The 19,244-nt window shown below is 67.9% G+C and carries 15 protein-coding genes and 1 pseudogene; 9 read left to right on the top strand and 7 right to left on the bottom strand.

What is annotated here, in order from left to right; all coding sequences use genetic code 11:
* From LI94_RS13655 to LI94_RS13675, 5 genes and pseudogenes are all read left to right on the top strand, one after another.
* Nucleotides 1–232, top strand: a pseudogene (locus tag LI94_RS13655) (molybdate ABC transporter permease subunit); the annotation flags it as partial.
* Nucleotides 229–1,344 (top strand): ATP-binding cassette domain-containing protein, encoded by a 1,116-nt coding sequence (locus tag LI94_RS13660; protein ID WP_046301510.1) that lies wholly within the window; start codon nucleotides 229–231, stop codon nucleotides 1,342–1,344. The pseudogene LI94_RS13655 and the gene LI94_RS13660, both read left to right, overlap by 4 nt.
* A 37-nt stretch (nucleotides 1,345–1,381) precedes the next feature.
* Entirely contained in the window at nucleotides 1,382–2,236 is an 855-nt protein-coding gene (locus LI94_RS13665) for an alanine and proline-rich secreted protein Apa (protein WP_036458644.1), read from the top strand.
* 6 nt (nucleotides 2,237–2,242) lie between these two features.
* Entirely contained in the window at nucleotides 2,243–2,545 is a 303-nt protein-coding gene (locus LI94_RS13670) for a GlsB/YeaQ/YmgE family stress response membrane protein (RefSeq protein WP_036458643.1), read from the top strand.
* Nucleotides 2,546–2,578: 33 nt separating this feature from the next.
* The gene (locus tag LI94_RS13675; protein WP_024443757.1) at nucleotides 2,579–3,607 is read left to right on the top strand and encodes a zinc-binding alcohol dehydrogenase family protein; all 1,029 of its coding nucleotides are present in this window, start codon (nucleotides 2,579–2,581) and stop codon (nucleotides 3,605–3,607) included.
* Between the two features lie 71 nt (nucleotides 3,608–3,678).
* Here LI94_RS13675 and LI94_RS13680 read toward each other — a convergent pair whose 3' ends face one another.
* The 3 genes from LI94_RS13680 to LI94_RS13690 form a co-directional block, all read right to left on the bottom strand.
* Entirely contained in the window at nucleotides 3,679–4,446 is a 768-nt protein-coding gene (locus tag LI94_RS13680; RefSeq protein WP_024443756.1) for a CPBP family intramembrane glutamic endopeptidase, read from the bottom strand.
* 100 nt (nucleotides 4,447–4,546) lie between these two features.
* Nucleotides 4,547–4,957, bottom strand: coding sequence for an MmpS family transport accessory protein (locus LI94_RS13685; RefSeq protein ID WP_081654632.1), 411 nt, complete (start codon nucleotides 4,955–4,957; stop codon nucleotides 4,547–4,549).
* A 5-nt stretch (nucleotides 4,958–4,962) separates the two neighbouring features.
* On the bottom strand, nucleotides 4,963–7,368 hold the full coding sequence (locus tag LI94_RS13690) for a phosphoketolase family protein (protein WP_239651226.1): 2,406 nt from the start codon (nucleotides 7,366–7,368) through the stop codon (nucleotides 4,963–4,965).
* 39 nt (nucleotides 7,369–7,407) lie between these two features.
* Between LI94_RS13690 and LI94_RS13695 the strand changes: the two genes are divergently transcribed.
* Nucleotides 7,408–9,789, top strand: a complete 2,382-nt coding sequence (locus LI94_RS13695) for a CoA transferase (RefSeq protein WP_046301512.1) — start codon at nucleotides 7,408–7,410, stop codon at nucleotides 9,787–9,789.
* 49 nt (nucleotides 9,790–9,838) lie between these two features.
* On the opposite strand, the gene LI94_RS13700 is transcribed toward LI94_RS13695, so the two are convergent.
* Nucleotides 9,839–12,229, bottom strand: coding sequence for a hypothetical protein (locus tag LI94_RS13700; protein ID WP_046301513.1), 2,391 nt, complete (start codon nucleotides 12,227–12,229; stop codon nucleotides 9,839–9,841).
* Nucleotides 12,230–12,308: 79 nt separating this feature from the next.
* Between LI94_RS13700 and LI94_RS13705 the strand changes: the two genes are divergently transcribed.
* Both LI94_RS13705 and LI94_RS13710 read left to right on the top strand, forming a co-directional pair.
* Nucleotides 12,309–13,943 carry a sensor domain-containing protein gene (locus LI94_RS13705; protein ID WP_192830975.1) on the top strand — a complete coding sequence of 545 codons (1,635 nt, stop codon included), beginning with the start codon at nucleotides 12,309–12,311 and terminating at the stop codon, nucleotides 13,941–13,943.
* Between the two features lie 110 nt (nucleotides 13,944–14,053).
* Nucleotides 14,054–15,532 carry an acetyl-CoA acetyltransferase gene (locus LI94_RS13710; RefSeq protein ID WP_024443750.1) on the top strand — a complete coding sequence of 493 codons (1,479 nt, stop codon included), beginning with the start codon at nucleotides 14,054–14,056 and terminating at the stop codon, nucleotides 15,530–15,532.
* Between the two features lie 17 nt (nucleotides 15,533–15,549).
* On the opposite strand, the gene LI94_RS13715 is transcribed toward LI94_RS13710, so the two are convergent.
* Genes LI94_RS13715 through LI94_RS13725 form a run of 3 tightly spaced genes read right to left on the bottom strand, consistent with a single transcriptional unit; the run spans nucleotide 15,550 to nucleotide 18,729 of the window.
* Complete coding sequence (locus LI94_RS13715) at nucleotides 15,550–16,782, bottom strand: FAD-dependent oxidoreductase (RefSeq protein WP_024443749.1); 1,233 nt, start codon at nucleotides 16,780–16,782, stop codon at nucleotides 15,550–15,552.
* Between the two features lie 17 nt (nucleotides 16,783–16,799).
* Nucleotides 16,800–17,435: an endonuclease gene (locus LI94_RS13720; RefSeq protein ID WP_046301514.1), complete on the bottom strand. Its 636-nt coding sequence runs from the start codon at nucleotides 17,433–17,435 to the stop codon at nucleotides 16,800–16,802.
* 55 nt (nucleotides 17,436–17,490) lie between these two features.
* Entirely contained in the window at nucleotides 17,491–18,729 is a 1,239-nt protein-coding gene (locus LI94_RS13725; RefSeq protein ID WP_024443747.1) for an alpha-hydroxy acid oxidase, read from the bottom strand.
* A 47-nt stretch (nucleotides 18,730–18,776) separates the two neighbouring features.
* On the opposite strand from LI94_RS13725, the gene LI94_RS13730 reads away from it, so the two are divergent.
* Nucleotides 18,777–19,244, top strand: a 468-nt coding sequence (locus tag LI94_RS13730) for a DUF1810 domain-containing protein (RefSeq protein WP_082105755.1), incomplete at its 3' end; no start/stop codon positions are given.

Raw genomic sequence — 19,244 nt, forward strand, 5'->3', positions numbered from 1 at the left:
GGGCCTGATCTCCGGAGCGGTTCTGGCATTCGCGCGGTCACTCGGGGAATTCGGCGCGACGCTGACGTTTGCCGGCTCGCTTGAAGGTGTCACCCGGACGTTGCCGCTGGCCATCTACCTGCAACGCGTGTCGGATGCCGACGCCGCGGCGGCGATGTCGCTGTTGCTGGTGGCTGTTGCCGCCGTGGTGGTGCTCGTCCTGGGCGCCCGACGACTGGGCAGCATCGGGTGACCGCCGCGACCGGGGGGCTCAGCGTGCAGGCCGTGGTCGCCGAGCGCGGCCTGGACGTGCGGCTGGACGTCGGCCCGGGCGAGGTGCTGGCGGTCTTGGGACCCAACGGCGCCGGGAAGTCGACGTTGCTGCACGTGATTGCGGGACTGCTGCGGCCCGACGAGGGCGTGGTCCGCGCAGGCGATCGGGTGCTGACCGACACCCGGGCCGGAGTTCAGGTGGCGACCTGGGATCGCCGGGTGGGCCTGCTGCTGCAGGATCCGCTGCTGTTCCCGCATTTGAGCGTGGCGGCCAACGTCGCATTCGGGTCGCATCCCCGGCGTCGCTTCGACCTGCGCCGGGCGCGCACCCGAGCCCTCGCGGCGCCGTGGCTGCACGCGGTCGGCGTCGAAGGGCTGGCCGAGCGCCGGCCGCGCCGCCTCTCCGGGGGGCAGGAGCAGCGGGTCGCGATCGCCCGCGCCCTGGCCGCTGAACCGGAGGTGCTGTTGCTCGACGAGCCGTTGGCCGGGCTCGACGTGGGTGCGGCTTCAGCGGTGCGCACGGTGCTGCGCGACGTGCTCGGTGCGGCCGGACGCACCACCGTGCTGGTCACGCACGATCTGCTCGACGTGTTTGCGCTGGCTGATCGGGTCCTGGTCCTCGAATCCGGTCGGATTGCCGAGATAGGCCGTGCCGCAGAGGTATTGGCTGCACCGCGGAGTCGCTTCGGGGCCCAGATCGCCGGCGTCAATCTGGTCGCGGGGGTGCTTGACGCCGCCGGCGTATTGCGGACCGGGTGGGGAGACCAGTGGCACGGCACCACCGACGACGGTGCGGAGCCGGGCCGGCCGGCGGTCGCGGTCAGCACACCGCGGGCGGTGGCGGTCTACCGGGAGCCGCCGCGCCACGGCAGTCCGCGCAATCTGCTTGAGGTGGTCGTGGCCGAGCTCGACGTACGCGGCAGCACGGTCCAGGTGCGCGGTGTGGACCAGCCCGACGGTGCGCCGGGGCTGGCAGCGGACATCACCGCGGACGCAGCGGCGGAGCTCCGTCTGGCGCCCGGTGAGACGGTCTGGTTCGGGGTCAAAGCCCAGGAAGTGACCTTGCGCGCGACACACCCCGGCATGGCGTAACTTGCGTACGGATGGCAACGCGGTAGGTTTTTCTGCCATGAAGCAGGTGGACCTGACCTCCAGGGGAATTCGGGCGATGGCCGCGACTGCGGTCGCGGGTGCGTTGGCATTCGCCGCTGCGGCGCCGGTGTATGCGGATCCGGTGCCGCCGTCTCCTCCCGCACCGCCGGCCACCGCGGATGCCCCGCCGGCCGACCCGGACGCCCCGGCTCCGGCCGCTGAGCCCGCCGCACCCGAGGTGGGTCGTGTCGACGACGTCGCGGGCGGTTTCAGCTTCGTGCTGCCCGGCGGCTGGGTGCAGTCCGACACCAGCCACCTTGAGTACGGTTCGTCGCTGCTGAGCAAGAAGACCGGTGAGCCGATGCTGCCGGGGCAGCCGGCGCCGGTGGCCAACGACACCCGGATCGTGCTCGGCAAGCTCGACCAGCGGCTCTACGCCAGCGCTGAAGCCGACAACGCCAAGGCCGCCACCCGCCTCGGATCGGACATGGGCGAGTTCTTCATGCCCTACCCCGGCACCCGCGCCAACCAGGTGAACGCTCCGCTCAACGGCGGTGGTCTGACCGGTAGCGCGTCGTACTACGAGGTCAAGTTCACCGACCCGGCCAAGCCGGTCGGCCAGATCTGGAGCGGCGTGATCGGCGTGCCGCCGGCCGAGGGCACCGGCCCGCAGGCCGAGCGTTGGTTCGTGGTGTGGCTGGGCACCGCCAACAACCCGGTGGACACCAACGCGGCCATCGCGCTGGCCGAGTCCATTCGGCCGCTGGGCGCACCCCCCGCGGAAGCAGCGCCGGGTCCGGCGCCGGGCATTCCGGGAATCCCGGCTCCGGCACAGGGACCCGCTCCTGCGCAGGGACCCGCTCCCGCGCAGGGACCCGCTCCCGCTGCCTAAGCCCCGATGACGCCCATGGCCGGAAGCTATCTCGCTGCAGCGCTGTCCACTCCGACGTCGGTCAGCTGGCTGGCCTACGTCCTGATCGGCGGCATCGCCGGCTGGCTGGCGAACCGCATCATGAAGCGCGGTGGCTCAGGGATCCTGCTCAACGTCGTGATCGGCGTGATCGGCGGTTTCCTCGGCGGCATGCTGCTCGGCTGGCTCGGTGTCGACGTGGAGCACGGCCGCAGGTGGTTCACCTTCTTCGTCTCCCTGGGCGGGGCCATCATCCTGCTGTGGGTCGTCGGATTGGCTCGCCGCAGGTAGCCGGCCCGGCCGTGGAAAGCGCACCATAGGTCTATGGCGTCGCAGGTGGCGGGTGTGTCGATGACGGGATGGCGCGTCCGACGTCCCGGTCCTATAGCCAACCGGCCACTTGAGCGGGTCAGTACCTCGGTGCCGCGACCGGAACCCTCGGAACTGCTGGTGGCCGTGCAGGCCTGCGGCGTGTGCCGTACCGACCTGCACGTCGCCGAGGGTGACCTTCCGGTGCACCGCCCCGGTGTGATCCCCGGCCACGAGGTGGTCGGCGAAGTCGTCGAAGTCGGTGCCGACGCCGGTGACGAGTTCGCAGTGGGGGACCGGGTCGGAATCGCCTGGTTACGGCACACCTGCGGCACGTGTCGCTACTGCCGGCGCGGCGACGAGAATCTCTGCCCGCATTCGCGCTACACCGGCTGGGATGACGACGGCGGCTATGCCGAATTCGCCACGGTGCCAGCAGCTTTTGCCCTCCGACTGCCCGGCGGCTACCGCGACACCGAGTTGGCGCCGTTGCTGTGCGCGGGCATTATCGGCTACCGGTCCTTGCAGCGGGCGGACCTGCCTCCGGGTGGGCGGCTGGGCATCTACGGGTTCGGCGGCAGTGCGCACATCACCGCGCAGGTCGCCCTCGCCAGTGGCGCCGAGGTACACGTGATGACCCGCGGGGAACGAGCGCGGGAGTTGGCTTTGGAACTGGGTGTGGCCTCGGCCCAGGGCGCCGCCGATCCGCCACCGGTGCCGCTGGACTCCGCGATCCTGTTCGCCCCGGTCGGCGAGCTGGTGCTACCCGCCTGTCAGGCACTGGACGCCGGCGGCACACTGGCCATCGCCGGAATCCACCTCAGCGACATCCCACCGCTGAACTACCAGCGCCACCTGTTCCGCGAGCGTCAGATCCGGTCGGTCACGGCCAACACTCGTGCGGATGCCCGCGCTTTTCTCGACTTCGCCGCAGCGCACCACATCGAAGTGACCACGCCGGAGTATTCGCTAGGTGAGGCCGACCGGGCTTTGGCCGATCTAGGTGCGGGCCGGATCGCAGGTGCGGCGGTGCTGCTGGTCTGATGCGCGGGGCCGATGCGGCGTTCCCAGCTTCGGCTCTCCTGCGTCGAGCCTCGCTGAACCGCCGGGCCGACTCAGCCAGAGACCTGCCACACCAGCGCGGCGGCCAGCGCGCCGACCCCGTTGAGGGACCAGTGCAGCGCGATGGGCGCGATCAGGCTGCCGCTGCGCCGCCGCAACCAGCTGAACACGAAGCCCGCGGCTCCGGTGGCCAGCACCGCGAGTGTCACGCCGGCCAGCATGCCGAAGAACCCGCCTCCGAGAATCCGGGTGAAACCCACGTTGCTGCTGGTCAGGCCGAGTGATGTTGCGACATGCCACAGACCGAACAGCAGGGAACCTGCCGCCGCGACGCCACGAAACCCCCACGCCCGGTGCAACGCACCGTGCAGCGCGCCGCGAAACGCCAACTCTTCGGGGATCACGGTCTGCAGCGGGATGACAACCATCGATGCGACCAGCGCACCGGAGACCGTGGCGTAGTGGTTGTTCAGGAACATCGGCCGGGTCGCGGGCAACAGCACGCCGATCGCGATCACCGACACCACCACCAGCACCGCGGCCAGCGCATAGCCGAACCCGGATTTCCAGTGCGCCCGGCCCAGGCCGAGCTCGCTCCAGCTCAGGCCGCTATAGCGGACCAGCGCGATCAAGCCGATGGCGGTGGCCGGGACGGTGGCGACCGCGGCCCACGGGGTGGTGAAATGCGCGATCAGATTGGCGAGCGCCAGCACCACCACGACGACGGCGACGTCGACGAAGGCGCGGAAATGATTCAGTGCCGAGAGTTGCGACACCAACGGGTGCCGCCCCCACGGCACCGCGAACTCGTGGCCAGACATTGGACCGAATTCTACGCGCGACACCGCGTCGGGGCTGTGCGTCGTCGGGGGACGCCCTCCCAGCTTCGGCTCTCCTGCCTCGAGCCGCGCCAACTGCCGGTTACTTGGGGCCGTGGGTCTCGCACAGGACGCGCGCCGGGTTGCCGGTGGCGGTGTTCTCGCTGACCACCTTGCCGTTCACGGTGACCGTACAGGTCAGGGCGCCGGGACCGGCGCTCTGCGCGCTCAGCGAGTACGAGGACGGACTGGCTGCGTTCGTCATCGCGCCGGTCAACTGAAGGGACCACGGCAGCGTGGCGTTGGTGGCGTGCGCCTGACCGTTCTGGACTTGGTAGGTGATGTAGCTGGCGACCCCGGTACCGGTGAGGTCGTAGCGGACCGGCACCCTGGTGAGGTCCGGCGTCGCGCCGGCCGCCCCGGCACCGGCGATGGTGGCCGACGCGACAAGGGCGCCGAGCAGCAACGACATCGCCTTGCGGCGCCTCCGGACCGGTGCGGGGTGAGCAGTCATGGCCGTCACCTTATCTCGCCGCCGTTCGGCTCTGCGCCCGATCGCCAGGTCCAGTTGGTGATCCGGGGATCATCCTCCCCGTGCTCGCGGGTGTAGAGCCGCGCGGCCATCCGCGCATCGACCATCTGCTGGCGCAGTACCGCGTGGCGACCACCCAATCCCGGTACCCGGTCGATCACGTCCATCACCAGGTGGAAACGGTCCAGGTCGTTGAGCATCACCATGTCGAACGGTGTGGTTGTGGTGCCGCGTTCGCGGAAGCCGCGCACGTGCATCTGGTCGTGGTTCGCCCGCGAGTAGGTCAGTCGGTGGATCAACCAGGGGTAGCCGTGGTAGGCGAAGATCACCGGCTTGTCGCGGGTGAACAGTGCATCGAATTCGGTGTCCGGCAACCCGTGTGGATGTTCGGTCGTCGGTTGCAAGCGCATGATGTCCACGACATTCACCACCCGTACCGCCAGGTCGGGCAGCTCGTCACGCAGGATGTCGGCGGCGGCCAGGGTTTCCAGCGTAGGAATGTCCCCGGCGCAGGCGAGCACGACGTCCGGCTCACCGGTGGTGGTGCCGGCCCACTCCCAGATACCCAGACCACGGGTGCAGTGCGCCACCGCCGCCGGCATGTCGAGGTAGGCCAGCGCCGGCTGCTTGCCGGCCACGATCACGTTGACGTAATTGCGGCTGCGCAGGCAGTGATCGGCAACCGACAGCAGCGTGTTGGCGTCCGGCGGCAGGTAGACCCGCACCACTTCGGGTCGCTTGTTGGCCACCAGATCGATGAACCCGGGATCCTGGTGTGACGCGCCGTTGTGGTCCTGACGCCAGACGTGGGAGGTCAGCAGATAGTTCAGCGAGGCGATCGGTTGCCGCCACGCGAGTTCGCGGCTGACGGCCAGCCATTTGGCGTGCTGGTTGAACATCGAGTCGACGATGTGCACGAATGCCTCATAGCAGTTGAACAGCCCGTGCCGGCCGGTCAGCAGATAGCCCTCCAGCCAGCCCTGGCACAGGTGCTCCGAGAGCACTTCCAGGACTCGCCCGTCCGGGGCCAGGTGATCGTCGCCGGGGACGGTCTTCGACAGCCAGACCCGGTCGGTCGTGTCGAAGACCGCCGCGAGCCGGTTGGAGGCGGTCTCATCGGGACCCATCAACCGGAACCGGTCGCGGTTGCGGTCGATGACGTCGCTCAGGAACGTGCCGAGCACCCGCGTGGCCTCGTGCATCTCGGTGGCCGGCCGGGTCACCGGCACCGCGTAGTCGCGGAAATCAGGCAGGTCCAGATCGTGGAGCAGCAGCCCTCCGTTGGCATGCGGGTTGGCGCTCATCCGGCGGTCCCCGCGCGGCGCCAGCGCCGACAACTCCGGCAGCAGGCGACCGGAGGCATCGAACAGTTCACCCGGGCGGTAACTGCGGAGCCACTCCTCCAGTTGCCGGCGGTGCTCGGGGTCGGTGCGGGTTTGCGCGAGCGGCACTTGGTGCGCCCGCCAGGTCCCCTCCACCTGTCGTCCGTCGACCACCTTCGGCCCGGTCCAGCCCTTCGGGGTACGCAACACGATCATCGGCCACACCGGCCGCATCGACGAGCCCTCGGTGCGCGCGGCTCGCTGGATCGCCGCGATGTCGTCGAACGCGTCATCGAGGGCGGCGGCGAGCAGTTGGTGTACGACGGCGGGGTCGTCCCCGGCGACGGTGATCGGCCGGTACCCGTAACCGCGTAGCAAAGATTCCAACTCCGACTGCGGAATACGATCCAGCACAGTGGGATTGGCGATCTTGTAGCCGTTGAGATGCAGGATCGGCAACACCGCGCCGTCCACGGCGGGGTTGAGAAACTTGTTCGAGTGCCAGCTGGCCGCCAGCGGTCCGGTCTCGGCCTCGCCGTCGCCGACCACGCAGGCCACTACCAGTTCGGGGTTGTCGAAGGCCGCACCGAAGGCATGCACCAGCGCGTAGCCGAGCTCGCCGCCTTCATGGATGGAGCCCGGTGTCTCGGCCGCCACGTGACTGGGTATACCGCCGGGAAAAGAGAACTGCCGGAACAACTTCCGCAGCCCGTCGACGTTCTCGCCGATGCCCGTGTACACCTCACTGTAGGTTCCCTCGAGGTAGGCGTTGGCGACCAGTGCCGGACCGCCGTGGCCGGGCCCGGTGATGAAGATGACGTCGGCGTCGCGCTCGCGGATGATCCGGTTGAGGTGGAGGTAGAGCAGGTTGAGCCCTGGCGTGGTGCCCCAATGCCCAAGCAGTCGGGGCTTGATGTGCTCGGCCCGCAGCGGTTCGGTCAGCAGGGGATTGTCCAGCAGATAGATCTGACCTACCGAGAGATAGTTGGCGGCGCGCCAGTAGGCATCGAGGCGAGCCAGTTCATCGTTGGAGAGGGTGGGCGGTGACGGAGTCGCGTCGGCTGCACTCACCTTTTCCATTGTCGCGCCCAAGCGTGACCGCGGCAACCGATTCATTACCCTGACTGCGTGCTGCTGAAATCGGTTCGTGTGCTCGATCTGGCCGGCGGCGACGCCGACGCGGTGACCCGGTTACTCGCCGACCTGGGAGCCGACGTGCTCAAGGTGGAGCCCCCCGGCGGCAGTCCGGCGCGGGCCGCGGCTCCGCTGCTGGGCGGTGTGAGTGTTGCGTTCGCGCTGCACAACGCGAACAAGCGCAGCATCACCTTGGACCCCGCCGATGAGCGGGACCGCCGGCGCTTCGACGAGCTGGCTGATACCGCCGACATCGTGGTGGACAGCGGCCTGCCGGGCCGCGCGACGGAGTTCGGGACCTCCTGCGCTGCACTGGCCGATCGATTCGCTCACCTGGTGACGATGTCGGTCACCGATTTCGGGACGAGCGGGCCGCGCGCACAGTGGCAGGCCACCGACGCGGTGCTCTACGCACTCTCCGGTGCCCTGTCCCGGTCGGGCCCCACCACCGGAACCCCGGTACTGCCGCCGGACGGGATCGCCTCGGCAACCGCAGCGGTACAGGCTGCCTGGGCGGTGCTGGTCGCCTACTACAACCGGCTGCGCTGTGGTAGCGGGGATTACCTGGACTTCTCCCGATTCGATGCGGTGGTGGCCGTGCTGGATCCCGTATTCGGAGCGCACGGCCAGGCCGCCGCGGCCCAACGCAGGTCGACCCGGTGGCGTGGACGGCCCCGCAACCAGGACGCCTACCCGATCTACGCGTGCCGCGATGGTTACGTCCGGCTCTGTGTCATGTCACCGCGCCAGTGGCGTGCACTGTGGACCTGGCTGGGCGAACCGGCCGAATTCGCCGACCCCAAATACGGCGTGATCGGCGAGCGGTTCGCGGTCTGGCCGCAGATCAGCGCGCTGCTGCGGGAACTGTTTGCCAACCAGGACATGGCGGATCTGGTCAGCGCCGGACAGTCCAGGGGAGTGCCGATCGCGGCGGTGGGGGATCCGGCGAAGGTGCTGACCGAAGAGCACTTCGTGGCCGCGGGGGCGGTCACACAGGCCGAGCTGGTTCCGGGCCTGACCGCGGCGATACCGACCGGCTACTACGTGGTCGACGGCGGCCGATCCGGATTCCGAACCCCGGCACCGGCGGTCGGCGACGCGAGCGCCGGCTGGCTGGCCGAACCGTTGGCCGAGCGGGCACCGGTCGGCGAGGCGGGCGCCTGGCCGTTCCAGGGACTACGCATCATCGACCTGGGGATCATTGTGGCGGGCGGCGAGGCCAGCCGTCTCTTCGGAGACCTGGGTGCCGAGATCATCAAGGTGGAGAGCGCGGCCTACCCGGACGGGCTGCGGCAGGCCCGCCCCGGTGAGGCGATGAGCGAGTCATTCGCCTGGACGCACCGCAACAAATCGGGATTCGGCCTGGATCTGCGGAGTCCGGCCGGCAAGGAGATCTTCGCGCGACTGGTCGGCGAAGCCGACGCGGTACTGGCCAACTTCAAACCGGGAACGCTTGCCGCCCTGGGTTTCTCCTACGAGGTGCTGCGTGAGATCAACCCGCGGGTAGTGTTGGCTGAGAGCAGCGCTTTCGGGGAGTCCGGGCCGTGGAGCGGCCGAATGGGGTACGGCCCGCTGGTGCGTGCCACCGCCGGGGTTACCGCGCTGTGGACGTCTCCGGATGACTCCGGCGACTCGGAGCGCCACCCGTTCTACGATGCCACCACGGTCTTTCCCGACCACGTGGTAGCGCGGGTCGCCGCGATCGGGGCGCTCGCGGCGTTGATCGGGAGCCGGCGTACCGCCGCCGGCAGTCACGTTCACGTGTCGCAGGCCGAGACCGCGGTCAACCAGCTGGACACCAGCTACGTGGCCCGCGCCGCGGGCGCATCGGTCCAGCCGGACACCGCGGTGGATCTGGTCTGCCCGTGCGCCGGCGATGACGAATGGTGTGTGATCTCGATCCGGTCCGATGCCGATATGCGTGCTGTCGCTGCGGCTTTCGACGACGGATTGGCCGATGAGCCGCGCTGGCGCACTGGATCCGGACGCATCACCCACCGTGCGGAGCTGGCCGCAGCGTTGGGCCATCACACCATGGCCCGCACCGCCGCCGGGGTGGCCGAACTGCTGCAGGGCCACGGCGTGCCCGCCGCGCCGATGAACCGGCCGCCCGATGTCGCCGACGACCCCCAGCTGGCCCACCGCGCGGTGTACGCGCCCATGATCCACCCCCTGATCGAGCACCCGCTGCCGGCGGAAACCGGCCCTGCCCCCTTCCGCAACATCCCGGTGGCGCCGCAGCGGCCCGCACCGCTACCCGGTCAGGACACTCGGAAGATCTGCCGGTCACTGCTCGAACTCGACGACGGCGAGACCGACCGGTTGATCGCCGACGGCGTGCTGTTCGCCGCGGATTAGTGGATTCGCCGAACGCGCCCGCGGCCGGGGGTTGTGCGCAAACGCTCTCTCACTCGCTGGGCGGGAGTGCTGTGTAGTGTCGCGCGAACACATCGGCCGGGACCGGCCACTGGTCGCCCGCATTGCCTTGAACCACCCAGTCGCCGTCGGCCGCCAAAGCAGGTCCTTCTGCAGTTTCGATGGTTTCGCCGGGGTCCGCCGGTCGCGCGAGGACCTTGCCGCACCGTTGCCATTCGTGCCCGCTGACGTGCCGGTAGCTGGATCGGAAAATGTCGTTGCGCACCGACCAATTCGCACCGTTTTCCTGGATGAGCCAGTCGCCCCGACCGGCCCGCATTGTCGCTCCGGACGGCGAAGTCCAGGTCCAGGGCGAATCCTGCTGCTCGGCGGTCACGGTCCCGGTCCGGAGGTAGGGCCGCCACACCGGGTGAGATCGGTAGCCGAGCTGGCGAAGGCTCCAGAGCGTGTTCGCCACACCCAGCAGGACGCCGTTGAGCAGCTGCGGATCGGCCTGCACCACCGACCAGTCGACAAGCTTGTCGTGGATTCGGTGCTTATCGTCGCGGTTCAGTCCGTATCTCCAACCGTTGTGTCGGTAGTAGCGGCACCAGTCCTGGTGTTCGGCTCGGGCCATGTCCATCGCTGAGGTGTGGTCGAAACCCATCAGATCGAGCTGCTGAAGTGGTGACAGGCCGGCCATGTCGCGTTCCGCCAGCGGTGCGGGCGCGTCGCCCCAGGTGTTCCAGGTGTGCGCGGCAATCTGCTCAACCATCCACAAGGCGTTGCGAACCTGCCGTCGGTTGGACCCACGGTAGAACTCGTCGAGTTCTTTCCACGGCAGTCGTGAGGGAAGAGGTTGGGCCTGGGGCCCGAGCGTGGTGAGGTAGCGCTCATGGATGAGGCTGGCAGCCCGCTCCCAAGCGTCGGGAGCTTGGACGTCAGGAAACTCCAACATGAGGCGGTAGGTGCGTAAGCGGCCCACGATCGGTAGCGGCTTGTCGCTCACCCGACTGTCGGGATCCCAGCTGTAGACCGGCATGGTAGGGAAGCGGGCAGCCAATCTGGTGCCGGCGGTTGCGGCGCCTCGAGGACCGCGCGTCCAGTCATCGACGAAGATCGCGGCGCTGGTTGCCGGGTCGCCGTCATTGATGAGTCGTTCCAATGTCGGAACGGTCGGCGCGCTTGACACCACATCGATGACCGGTCCGGCTGCGGCCAGCCCGATTTGCTCTCGGTGGAATTCGTGGTCGCGCTGGCACTCGTCGGCGTCTTCCCCGACGAGCGTGAAGGACGGTAACGCCGTCTCGGTTGGGGCACTGTAGTAGTCGCGCTCCAACTTGAGTCGGGTCAGATCTGCGCAGAGTGCCAGCGTCAACTGCGAAGTACCGCAAATAAATACACGGCGAATTAGCTTGACTGCGACGATTTGTTCCAGCAGCCAACGGGCGGTTATCTCGTATTTGCCGATAGTATCTAGGGCCCATCGGGAATCGGCTCCGCCGAGCTGCTGAGTTCGCCACGCCTCGGCTTGCCACGGATCGTCCACTCGAACTACCAGCGGAAGTCGGCGTTGGCGGTTGCCCGAGCGGGCAAGCGCTCCAGAGATAGTGTCGAGCCACAACCGGTTGTTAGACGGGTCGGCTGACAGCAGGTACAACCGCTCGAGGTGCCGCCACAGCGTGAGTGATTCAAGCGACGAAGGGGCGTTGAGGTCGACCGCTATCACCCGAGCCCCATGGGTGCGGGCGCTGTGTGCCCCGCGTACATCGGCGGCGTCGACGATGACGACGAGGGTGTCGCGTCGATTCAGAGTCCGCGCGATGCCTCCGATCATCGCGCCGGAGTCATCGTCAACGCCGATTGCTGCGGTGACCGAAGTTGCGTGGTTCGCTTGCATCAGATCCGCTTGCGACCGGAAGAGCGCGAGCGCAACGCCGGCTAGCCCGGTGAACAGGGCGCCCAGCGCTGAGAGCTGCGCCACCACCAGCGCCACTGGAGCGGCCTCCGGGCAAACCTGCCCACTCATCGAAAAATCTGTCATGCCGCCCTTGAGTAGCGCTGCTGTCCAGATCAGCGGCTGAAAGAACGGCAGATGATCGCTGTCGTGGCAGTCCCAGAAGGAACTGAGCCCGAGTAGTGCGCTCGTGACGGCCAGCCCGGCCGTGATTGCGGCGGGCGCGTTCCCCGTTGGCCTATTGCCTGTTGCTCGCAGCGCCAGGATGCAGACACCGACCAGCGCAGCGGCTGTCAGGAAGACCGTCGTCCATGACCCGGGACGGCCGAACCAGCTCAACCATGCGGGCAGTCCGTCGGCAGCCCTCGGCCAGCGGGCGAGCGCGCAGAGCCAGGCGATGAGGACCGCCATACCGGTGAGCGCGTAGCGGCTAAGGCGGCGCGGGGTGGCTAGGGAACGCAACCGCGCAGCCAAACGGGCGAACATGCACCGAGTCGGAATGGGGGCTACCAATCTATCCAACAGTATTGTCAAGCGGATTTTACTCAGTAAGCTTCACCTCAGATTGATTTTTCCGGAGGCGATGATGCTTTTTGTGAGTCACGCCAGCCAGGATCGCTCATCACTTGACGGTTTATTGGCGGTCTTGCGGCGCACTCGTCAGGCAGTGTGGCTGGATGATGAGCTCGGCGGTGGTGAGGCGTGGTGGCAAACGATCTTGGAGAAGATCCGTGAGTGCGATGTATTCATCATCGCTCTGTCGAAGAATTCACTGGTATCCAAACCGTGCGCGGCAGAATTGCAGTATGCGCAGGCGTTGCAGCGCCCGATTCTCCCCGTTCAAATCGGACCGGTCGACAGCGTGCGGGTCACCCCGCTTGCCGCCACGCAAATCATTGACTATCGAAATCCCAGCCATGACACCGAAGTCCGATTGATCTCCGCGCTGAAGAAGCGACAAGCTCAGTGTGGTCCCCTGCCACCGTCCCTGCCGGCAGAGCCGGAGGTGCCCTTTGCGTATCTGATGCGGTTAGCCACGGTTCTTGCCAGCCCGGCGCTCAGCCACTACGAACAGGCCGGCTTGGTATCGGAGCTGAGAGCCAAGCTCGATGAGGACTGCTCCGATACCGCTGCGCAGCGCGACATCGTGCGGCTGCTGTATCTATTGCGCGATCGTCCCGACGTGACCTGGCGCACGCGCAGCGAGGTCGACGCGTTACTGGGCGCTTGCGACACCGCCCTCTCGACCCCGGTCGGACTGGCGACCGTGCCCTTCGCCCGTCCTCAATCGGTCGAGGTGGCCGCTGATCGGAGCTCCGTGGAGGGCGTGCCGCCGACTCTGGTCTCTGCGGTGGAGGGATCGCCTTCGAGCTTGCAAGCGGTCGTCGTTCCACCCTTGTCGTCGAGCCTGCATGGCCCTGAGGAGTCACCCGCCGCGCGTGCTCGGCCGGTCGTGGTTGTAGCCAGCGATTCCCCCGCAGCACACCCGTGGCGCACACGATTCAGACGAGGCAGGTGGCTGCTTGCCGCCGCCGCCGGGGTCGCGGTGGTCGCCACGGTCGGTGCAGCGGTGCTGCACAGCCAGGCAGAGTCGCAGTCGATCGATGTCGCCTTACTCGAGGACGACACCCTCAACACCATCATGGGCGTCGATGGAATGAAGACGGCTGAAAGTGGCATCCATAAGGCGAAGCACACCCGCGGCACGATTGAGGTATCACCACCTGAATGTGCCAGTGTGCTCTACCCAGGGTTGGACCGGTCGTATCGGGACAGTGGCGGCGGGCGGGTGACCTGGCGGGTGTCTGAGGATCGCGGTGGAATGGCGCGCGCTGGAATCGACGAGAATTCCTTCGTCGACCAGGACGTAGCGGTGTTTCCTGAAGAAACCGACCGGGCCGCTGCCTTCATTCGGGCTTCGGCAATCCCGTGGAAGGCCTGCGCCGGGCAAACCGTGAGTGTGACCTACCGCGGAACGGACACATACACGTGGAAAGTCGGTGACGTGGTCGGGGAAACCCCGAAGATTTCTCAGTCATTCACCCTCGCCGATGGCAAGGGTTACACGTGCCAACGCGTGCTGGGGGTGGTCACCAACGTGGTTCTCGATATCAAGGCCTGCGGCCAACATGTCGACGATGAAGCCAACAAGATCGCTGGAAGGCTGGCCGCAGCAGTGACAGATGCGGCACCCTTTTAGTCTCACTGCCATCGCACCGGCGCTGTCCGCGGGTGACCGTGTGCGCCATGCCGCTGCGAACAGGTGACCGCGAGACCGACCCCTGTTCGCCGCGGATTAATCTGACGTCCATGCCTGTCGACCCCCGGACACCGGTACTGATCGGCTATGGCCAGGTCAACCACCGCGACGACACCGACGCGATAGAACCCGTCGACCTCATGGTGGCCGCCGCCCGCCACGCCGCGCACGACCGGGTACTGCGCGCGGTCGACTCGATCCGGGTGGTGAACCTGCTCTCCGCGCGCTACCGCGATGCCGGTGCGCTGCTCGGTCAGCGGATCGGGGCGCAGCGCCCCGCCACCCGGTACAGCCCGGTGGGCGGCAACGTGCCCCAGTCCCTGGTGAATCAAGCCTGCCTGGACATCCGCGACGGCCGCGCCGGCATCGTGCTGGTGGCCGGCGGTGAGACGTGGCGCACCCGGACCAGGCTGCGGCGTGCCGGCGGGAAACTGGCGTGGACACAGCAGGACGACTCGATCCCGATGGCCGTGTGCGAGGGCGAAGACGTGCCGATGGTCGGCCCGGCCGAAGAGCGCATCGGATTGGACCGGCCCGCCTACGTCTACCCACTGTTCGAACAGGCGTTGCGGATCGCCGCGGGGGAGAAGGTCGACGATCATCGCCGGCGCATCGGTGAACTGTGGTCGCGGTTCAGTGCGGTCGCCGCCGACAACCCGCACGCGTGGATCCGGAACGCCGTGGCCGCAGAAGAGATCTGGCAGCCCGGCCCGAAGAACCGGATGATCAGCTGGCCCTACACCAAGTTGATGAACTCCAACAACATGGTGGATCAGGCGGCCGCGCTGGTGCTGACCTCGGTTCAGACCGCCACCGAGTTGCGGATTCCCACCGACACCTGGGTTTTCCCGCAGGCCGGTACCGACGCCCACGACACCTACGCCATTGCCAACCGGGCCGAACTGCACCGATCACCGGCAATCCGGATCGCCGGGGCCCGCGCGCTGGAGCTGGCCGGCGCCGCCAACATCGGCGAGATCGATTACGTCGACCTGTACTCGTGCTTCCCGTCTGCGGTGCAGGTCGCGGCGGCCGAACTCGGGCTTCGGACCGATGACCCCGATCGGCCACTGACCGTCACCGGTGGGCTCACCTTCGCCGGCGGCCCGTGGAACAACTACGTCATGCATTCGATCGCCACCCTGGCCGAACTGTTGGTGGCCAATCCCGGGCGGCGTGGCCTGATCACCGCCAACGGCGGCTACCTGACCAAGCACAGTTTCGGCGTGTACGGAACCGAACCGCCACCGGATGGATTCCGCTGGGAAGACGTGCAATCCGAGGTGGATGCGCAGGACACCCGGCCGTCAGTGGTGCAGTGGCAAGGCAGCGGTAAGGTCGAGTCCTGGACCACACCGTTCGATCGCGACGGGCGCCCCCTGCAGGCATTCTTGGCCGTCCGCACGCCCGACGGGTCACGGACTCTGGCGGTGCTGCGGGATCCGGATGCCGCCGAATCGACAGTGCGCGAGGACATCGCCGGTGCTGCGGTCGACGTGCACGAAGACGGCACCGCGACGCTGCGTTAGGTCTCGGGCGCCGTCGGCTAGCGTGAAAGGTCGCCCACCGGCACCTGCGGGTCGGCCAGCCGGTGCGGATCGACGGGGGCCTGTGCGTTGATCAGGGCCTTGATGTCGTCGAGGCCCTCCCAGATATTGACGTTCATCCCGGCGAGTACCCGGTTCTCGTCATCGAGCCAGAAGCTGGTGTACTCACGGCTGGCGGGATCACCGCGAAACACCACCCGGGCGTAGTGCGGCGCGTAGCCGACATACTCCATGCCGAGGTCATATTGATCGGTGAAAAAATAAGGCAGTTCGGTGTATTCGGCGGCTTCGCCCAGCATGCCGGACGCAGCGACAGCAGGCTGCTTGAGGGCGTTGGCCCAGTGTTCGGTGCGGATCCGGGTGCCGAACAACCGGTGCTGTGCGGCGGCGATATCGCCGACGGCGTAGATGTCGGGGTCGCTGCTGCGCAGCCCCGCGTCCACCAGTACGCCGCCGTCACCAGTGGAAAGTCCTGCCTGCTCAGCCAATTCGATATTGGGCTGGGCGCCGACCGCCACGAGCACCGAATCCGCGCGGATCTGCGAGCCGTCGCCCAACCGCAGGCCGGCGGCGGCACCGCCGGCGGTGGTGATCTCGGCGACCGTCGCACCGGTACGCAGGTCGACACCGTGCTCGCGGTGCAGGTCGGCGAAGACCGCGGCGTTCTCCGCGCCGAGGCCGGCCAGTAGCGGCAGCGCGGCACTTTCCACCACGGTGACGTCGACACCGCGCTGGCGTGCGGCGGCGGCCACCTCCATACCGATCCAGCCCGCGCCCACCACTGCTAGCGAATCTCCGCTTGTCAGTGCCGAATCCAGAGCGGAAGCATCTTCGACAGTCCGCAGATAGTGCACGCGGGAGGCGTCGGCTCCCGGGATCGGTAGCCGCCGCGACCGTGAACCCGTCGCCAACAGCAGTTTGTCGTAACCGAGGCTGGCGCCGTCGGCCAGCCTGACGCTGTGACCGGCGGTATCCACACTGACGACACGGTTGCCCAACCGGAGATCGATTTCGTGTTCGCGATACCAGGTCTCGGGTTTCACCGTGAAGTCGCCGAGGGTCTTCGTGCCCGCGAGGAACTCTTTCGACAGCGGCGGCCGTTCGTAGGGCAGTTGAGGTTCCTCCCCGACAAGCACGATGGTTCCGTCGAAGCCCTTGTCGAGGAGGGCTTCGGCGGCCTTAGCCCCCGCCAGTCCGGCGCCGACGATCACGAACGTGGCTGATGTCGACACGGCTAGCCCTCCGTCTGTCATTCGGCCAGACGCTCGCGGACACCGGCGTCGGCGGAGTAACGCACCAGTGCCGCAGCGAGTTCGGCATTGCGTCCCTGCGACAGTGCGCCGAGTTGGTTTGCATCACTGGGCAATCCGAGATCGCGCGCGGCATCCAGCGCGCGGGCGTCGAACGTGGAGCGGGCCCAGGGCCAGACGTCTTGGACCTCGCGGAGAAAGATGCTCGCGCCGACATCACCGATTCCCTTGAAGGACTTCAGCGCCTCGGCGGCCGTCGCGATGTCGCGTCCGCTGCGTTCGGCCAGCAGGCGCAGATCACCGCCGTAGTCGGTCTGCACCGCCTCGGCCAATTCGACCAGCATGGTGGCCGAACTCTCGTCGTAGCGGCGGTAGTGGGCCCGGCCCATTCCGTCGATCAGCGTCTGGCGCTCGGCTTCGAGAACCTTGTGTGGGGTCCGCAACCCGCACTTGAACAGCTCGCGGGCCGCGCGAGCTGCGATGCCGGCGTCGATGGGCTTGCTGGCGAGCATGCACAGCATCAGCAGCTGAAACAGCGGCATCGGCTGGTTCCGCAACCGGATACCGGCCTCCTGGGCGTAGGTGGTACCCGCACGCCGCAGTAGCCGGCGTACCAGTTCCTTGTGGCCATTCACAGCAGCGCATATACCCGGATCGGCCGCACCGAAAACCCGGCAGGAGCGCAGTGCGCTATCGGCGCGGCACCAGCCGTTGCAGCTGGGTGACGTGCTGCGGCGACAGTTCGGCCAGTTCGCTGACCCCGAGCAGCCGCATGGTGCGGCGGATCTGCTCGGCGAGGATGTCGATCACGCGGTGCACCCCGGCCTGTCCGCCGGCCATCAGGCCATACAGGTAGGCCCGGCCGATCAGGGTGCAGCGGGCGCCCAGTGCGATCGCCGCGACGATGTCGGCGCCCGACATGATGCCGGTGTCCAGCAGGATCTCGGTGTCGGCCCCGACCTCACGCGCCACCTCGGGCAGCAGCTGGAACGGTACCGGCGCTCGATCCAGCTGGCGGCCGCCGTGGTTGGACAGCACGATGCCGTCCACACCACGATCGACCACCGCGCGGGCATCGGCGAGGCTCTGGATGCCTTTGACGACGAATCGCCCAGGCCACTGGGACTTGACCCAGGCCAGGTCATCGAAGGTCAGGCTCGGGTCGAACATGGTGTCCATGTACTGCGCGACGGTGCCCGACCAGCGGTCCAGCGAGGCAAAGGACAGCGGCTCGGTGGTGAGCAGGTCGAACCACCAGGCCGGATGCACCGCCGCATCGGCGACCGTGCGCAGCGTCAGCGCCGGTGGAATGGACATGCCGTTGCGGGAGTCGCGCCGCCGCGCCCCGGCGACCGGGCAGTCAACGGTCGCCAGCAGGGTGTCGTAGCCGGCTTCGGCGGCGCGGCGCAGAAGCGCCATCGACCGGTCGCGGTCGTGCCACATGTACAGCTGAAACCAGCGGCGGGCCCCGGGGGCGGCCGCTGCGACGTCTTCGATCGAGGCGGTACCCAAGGTCGACAGCGAGAACGGGATCCCGGCGGCCTCGGCGGCGCGGGCTCCGGCCAGCTCTCCCGCGGTGTGCATCAGCCTGGTGAAGCCGGTCGGTGCGATCGCGAAGGGCAACGCCACCGGCGCGCCGAGCACCTCGCGGCTGGTGTCGACCGAGGAGACGTCGCGCAGGATAGCCGGATGAAACTCGATGTCCCGGAAGGCCTGTCGGGCTCTGTTTAACGAGATCTCGTCCTCGGCTGCGCCGTCGGTGTAGTCGAAGGCGGCTCGCGGGGTGCGTCGTTTGGCGAGCAGACGCAGGTCTTCCACGGTCAGCGCGGTCTCAAGCCGGAGCGCGGTGCGGTTCAACCGGGGCCGGCGGACACGGATCAGTGGCGCAAGATCACCGATCCTGGGAACCCGCCGCCTGATCTTCGACATCGCTGCTCCTTCCCTGCTGCAGGTCGAACTGTGCCACGGTTGATGGCATGGCCGGAACCTCCGACCCGTTCGGGCTACAACGTTTCGTCGACGCGCAGGCCGGTGTCTACGACACCGTGCTCGGCGAACTGCGCGCCGGCCGCAAGCGCAGCCATTGGATGTGGTTCATCTTTCCGCAGCTCTCAGGGTTGGGAGCCAGCGCGATGGCGGAGCGTTTCGGGATCGCCTCTCCCGCGGAGGCGCGTGCCTACCTGGCGCACGCCGTGCTGGGGCCGCGACTGCAGGAGTGCGTGGGCTTGATCAACGCGGTGCCCGACCGGTCCATCGAGGAGATCCTGGGCTGGCCCGACGACATCAAGCTGCGTTCCTCGATGACGTTGTTCGGACGGGCCTGCGAGGGTGGCGGCCACGCCGTCAGGTGCTGCTGCCGAGACTTTCGTGCGGTGCTGGACCGCTATTACGACGGGCGGGAGGATCCGGTGACCCTGGACCGACTGGCGTGGCTCGCCCGAGGG

Source organism: Mycobacterium sp. UM_Kg27 (assembly GCF_000972905.1).
GTDB lineage: Bacteria > Actinomycetota > Actinomycetes > Mycobacteriales > Mycobacteriaceae > Mycobacterium.

Excerpts from the sequence above, each read along its gene's own strand:
- LI94_RS13685 (WP_081654632.1), bottom strand. The coding sequence starts at position 4,957 with ATGACTGCTCACCCCGCACCGGTCCGGAGGCGCCGCAAGGCGATGTCG.
- LI94_RS13710 (WP_024443750.1), top strand. The coding sequence starts at position 14,054 with ATGCCTGTCGACCCCCGGACACCGGTACTGATCGGCTATGGCCAGGTC.
- LI94_RS13670 (WP_036458643.1), top strand. The coding sequence starts at position 2,243 with ATGACGCCCATGGCCGGAAGCTATCTCGCTGCAGCGCTGTCCACTCCG.
- LI94_RS13680 (WP_024443756.1), bottom strand. The coding sequence starts at position 4,446 with ATGTCTGGCCACGAGTTCGCGGTGCCGTGGGGGCGGCACCCGTTGGTG.
- LI94_RS13675 (WP_024443757.1), top strand. The coding sequence starts at position 2,579 with ATGGCGTCGCAGGTGGCGGGTGTGTCGATGACGGGATGGCGCGTCCGA.
- LI94_RS13725 (WP_024443747.1), bottom strand. The coding sequence starts at position 18,729 with ATGTCGAAGATCAGGCGGCGGGTTCCCAGGATCGGTGATCTTGCGCCA.
- LI94_RS13665 (WP_036458644.1), top strand. The coding sequence starts at position 1,382 with ATGAAGCAGGTGGACCTGACCTCCAGGGGAATTCGGGCGATGGCCGCG.
- LI94_RS13700 (WP_046301513.1), bottom strand. The coding sequence starts at position 12,229 with ATGTTCGCCCGTTTGGCTGCGCGGTTGCGTTCCCTAGCCACCCCGCGC.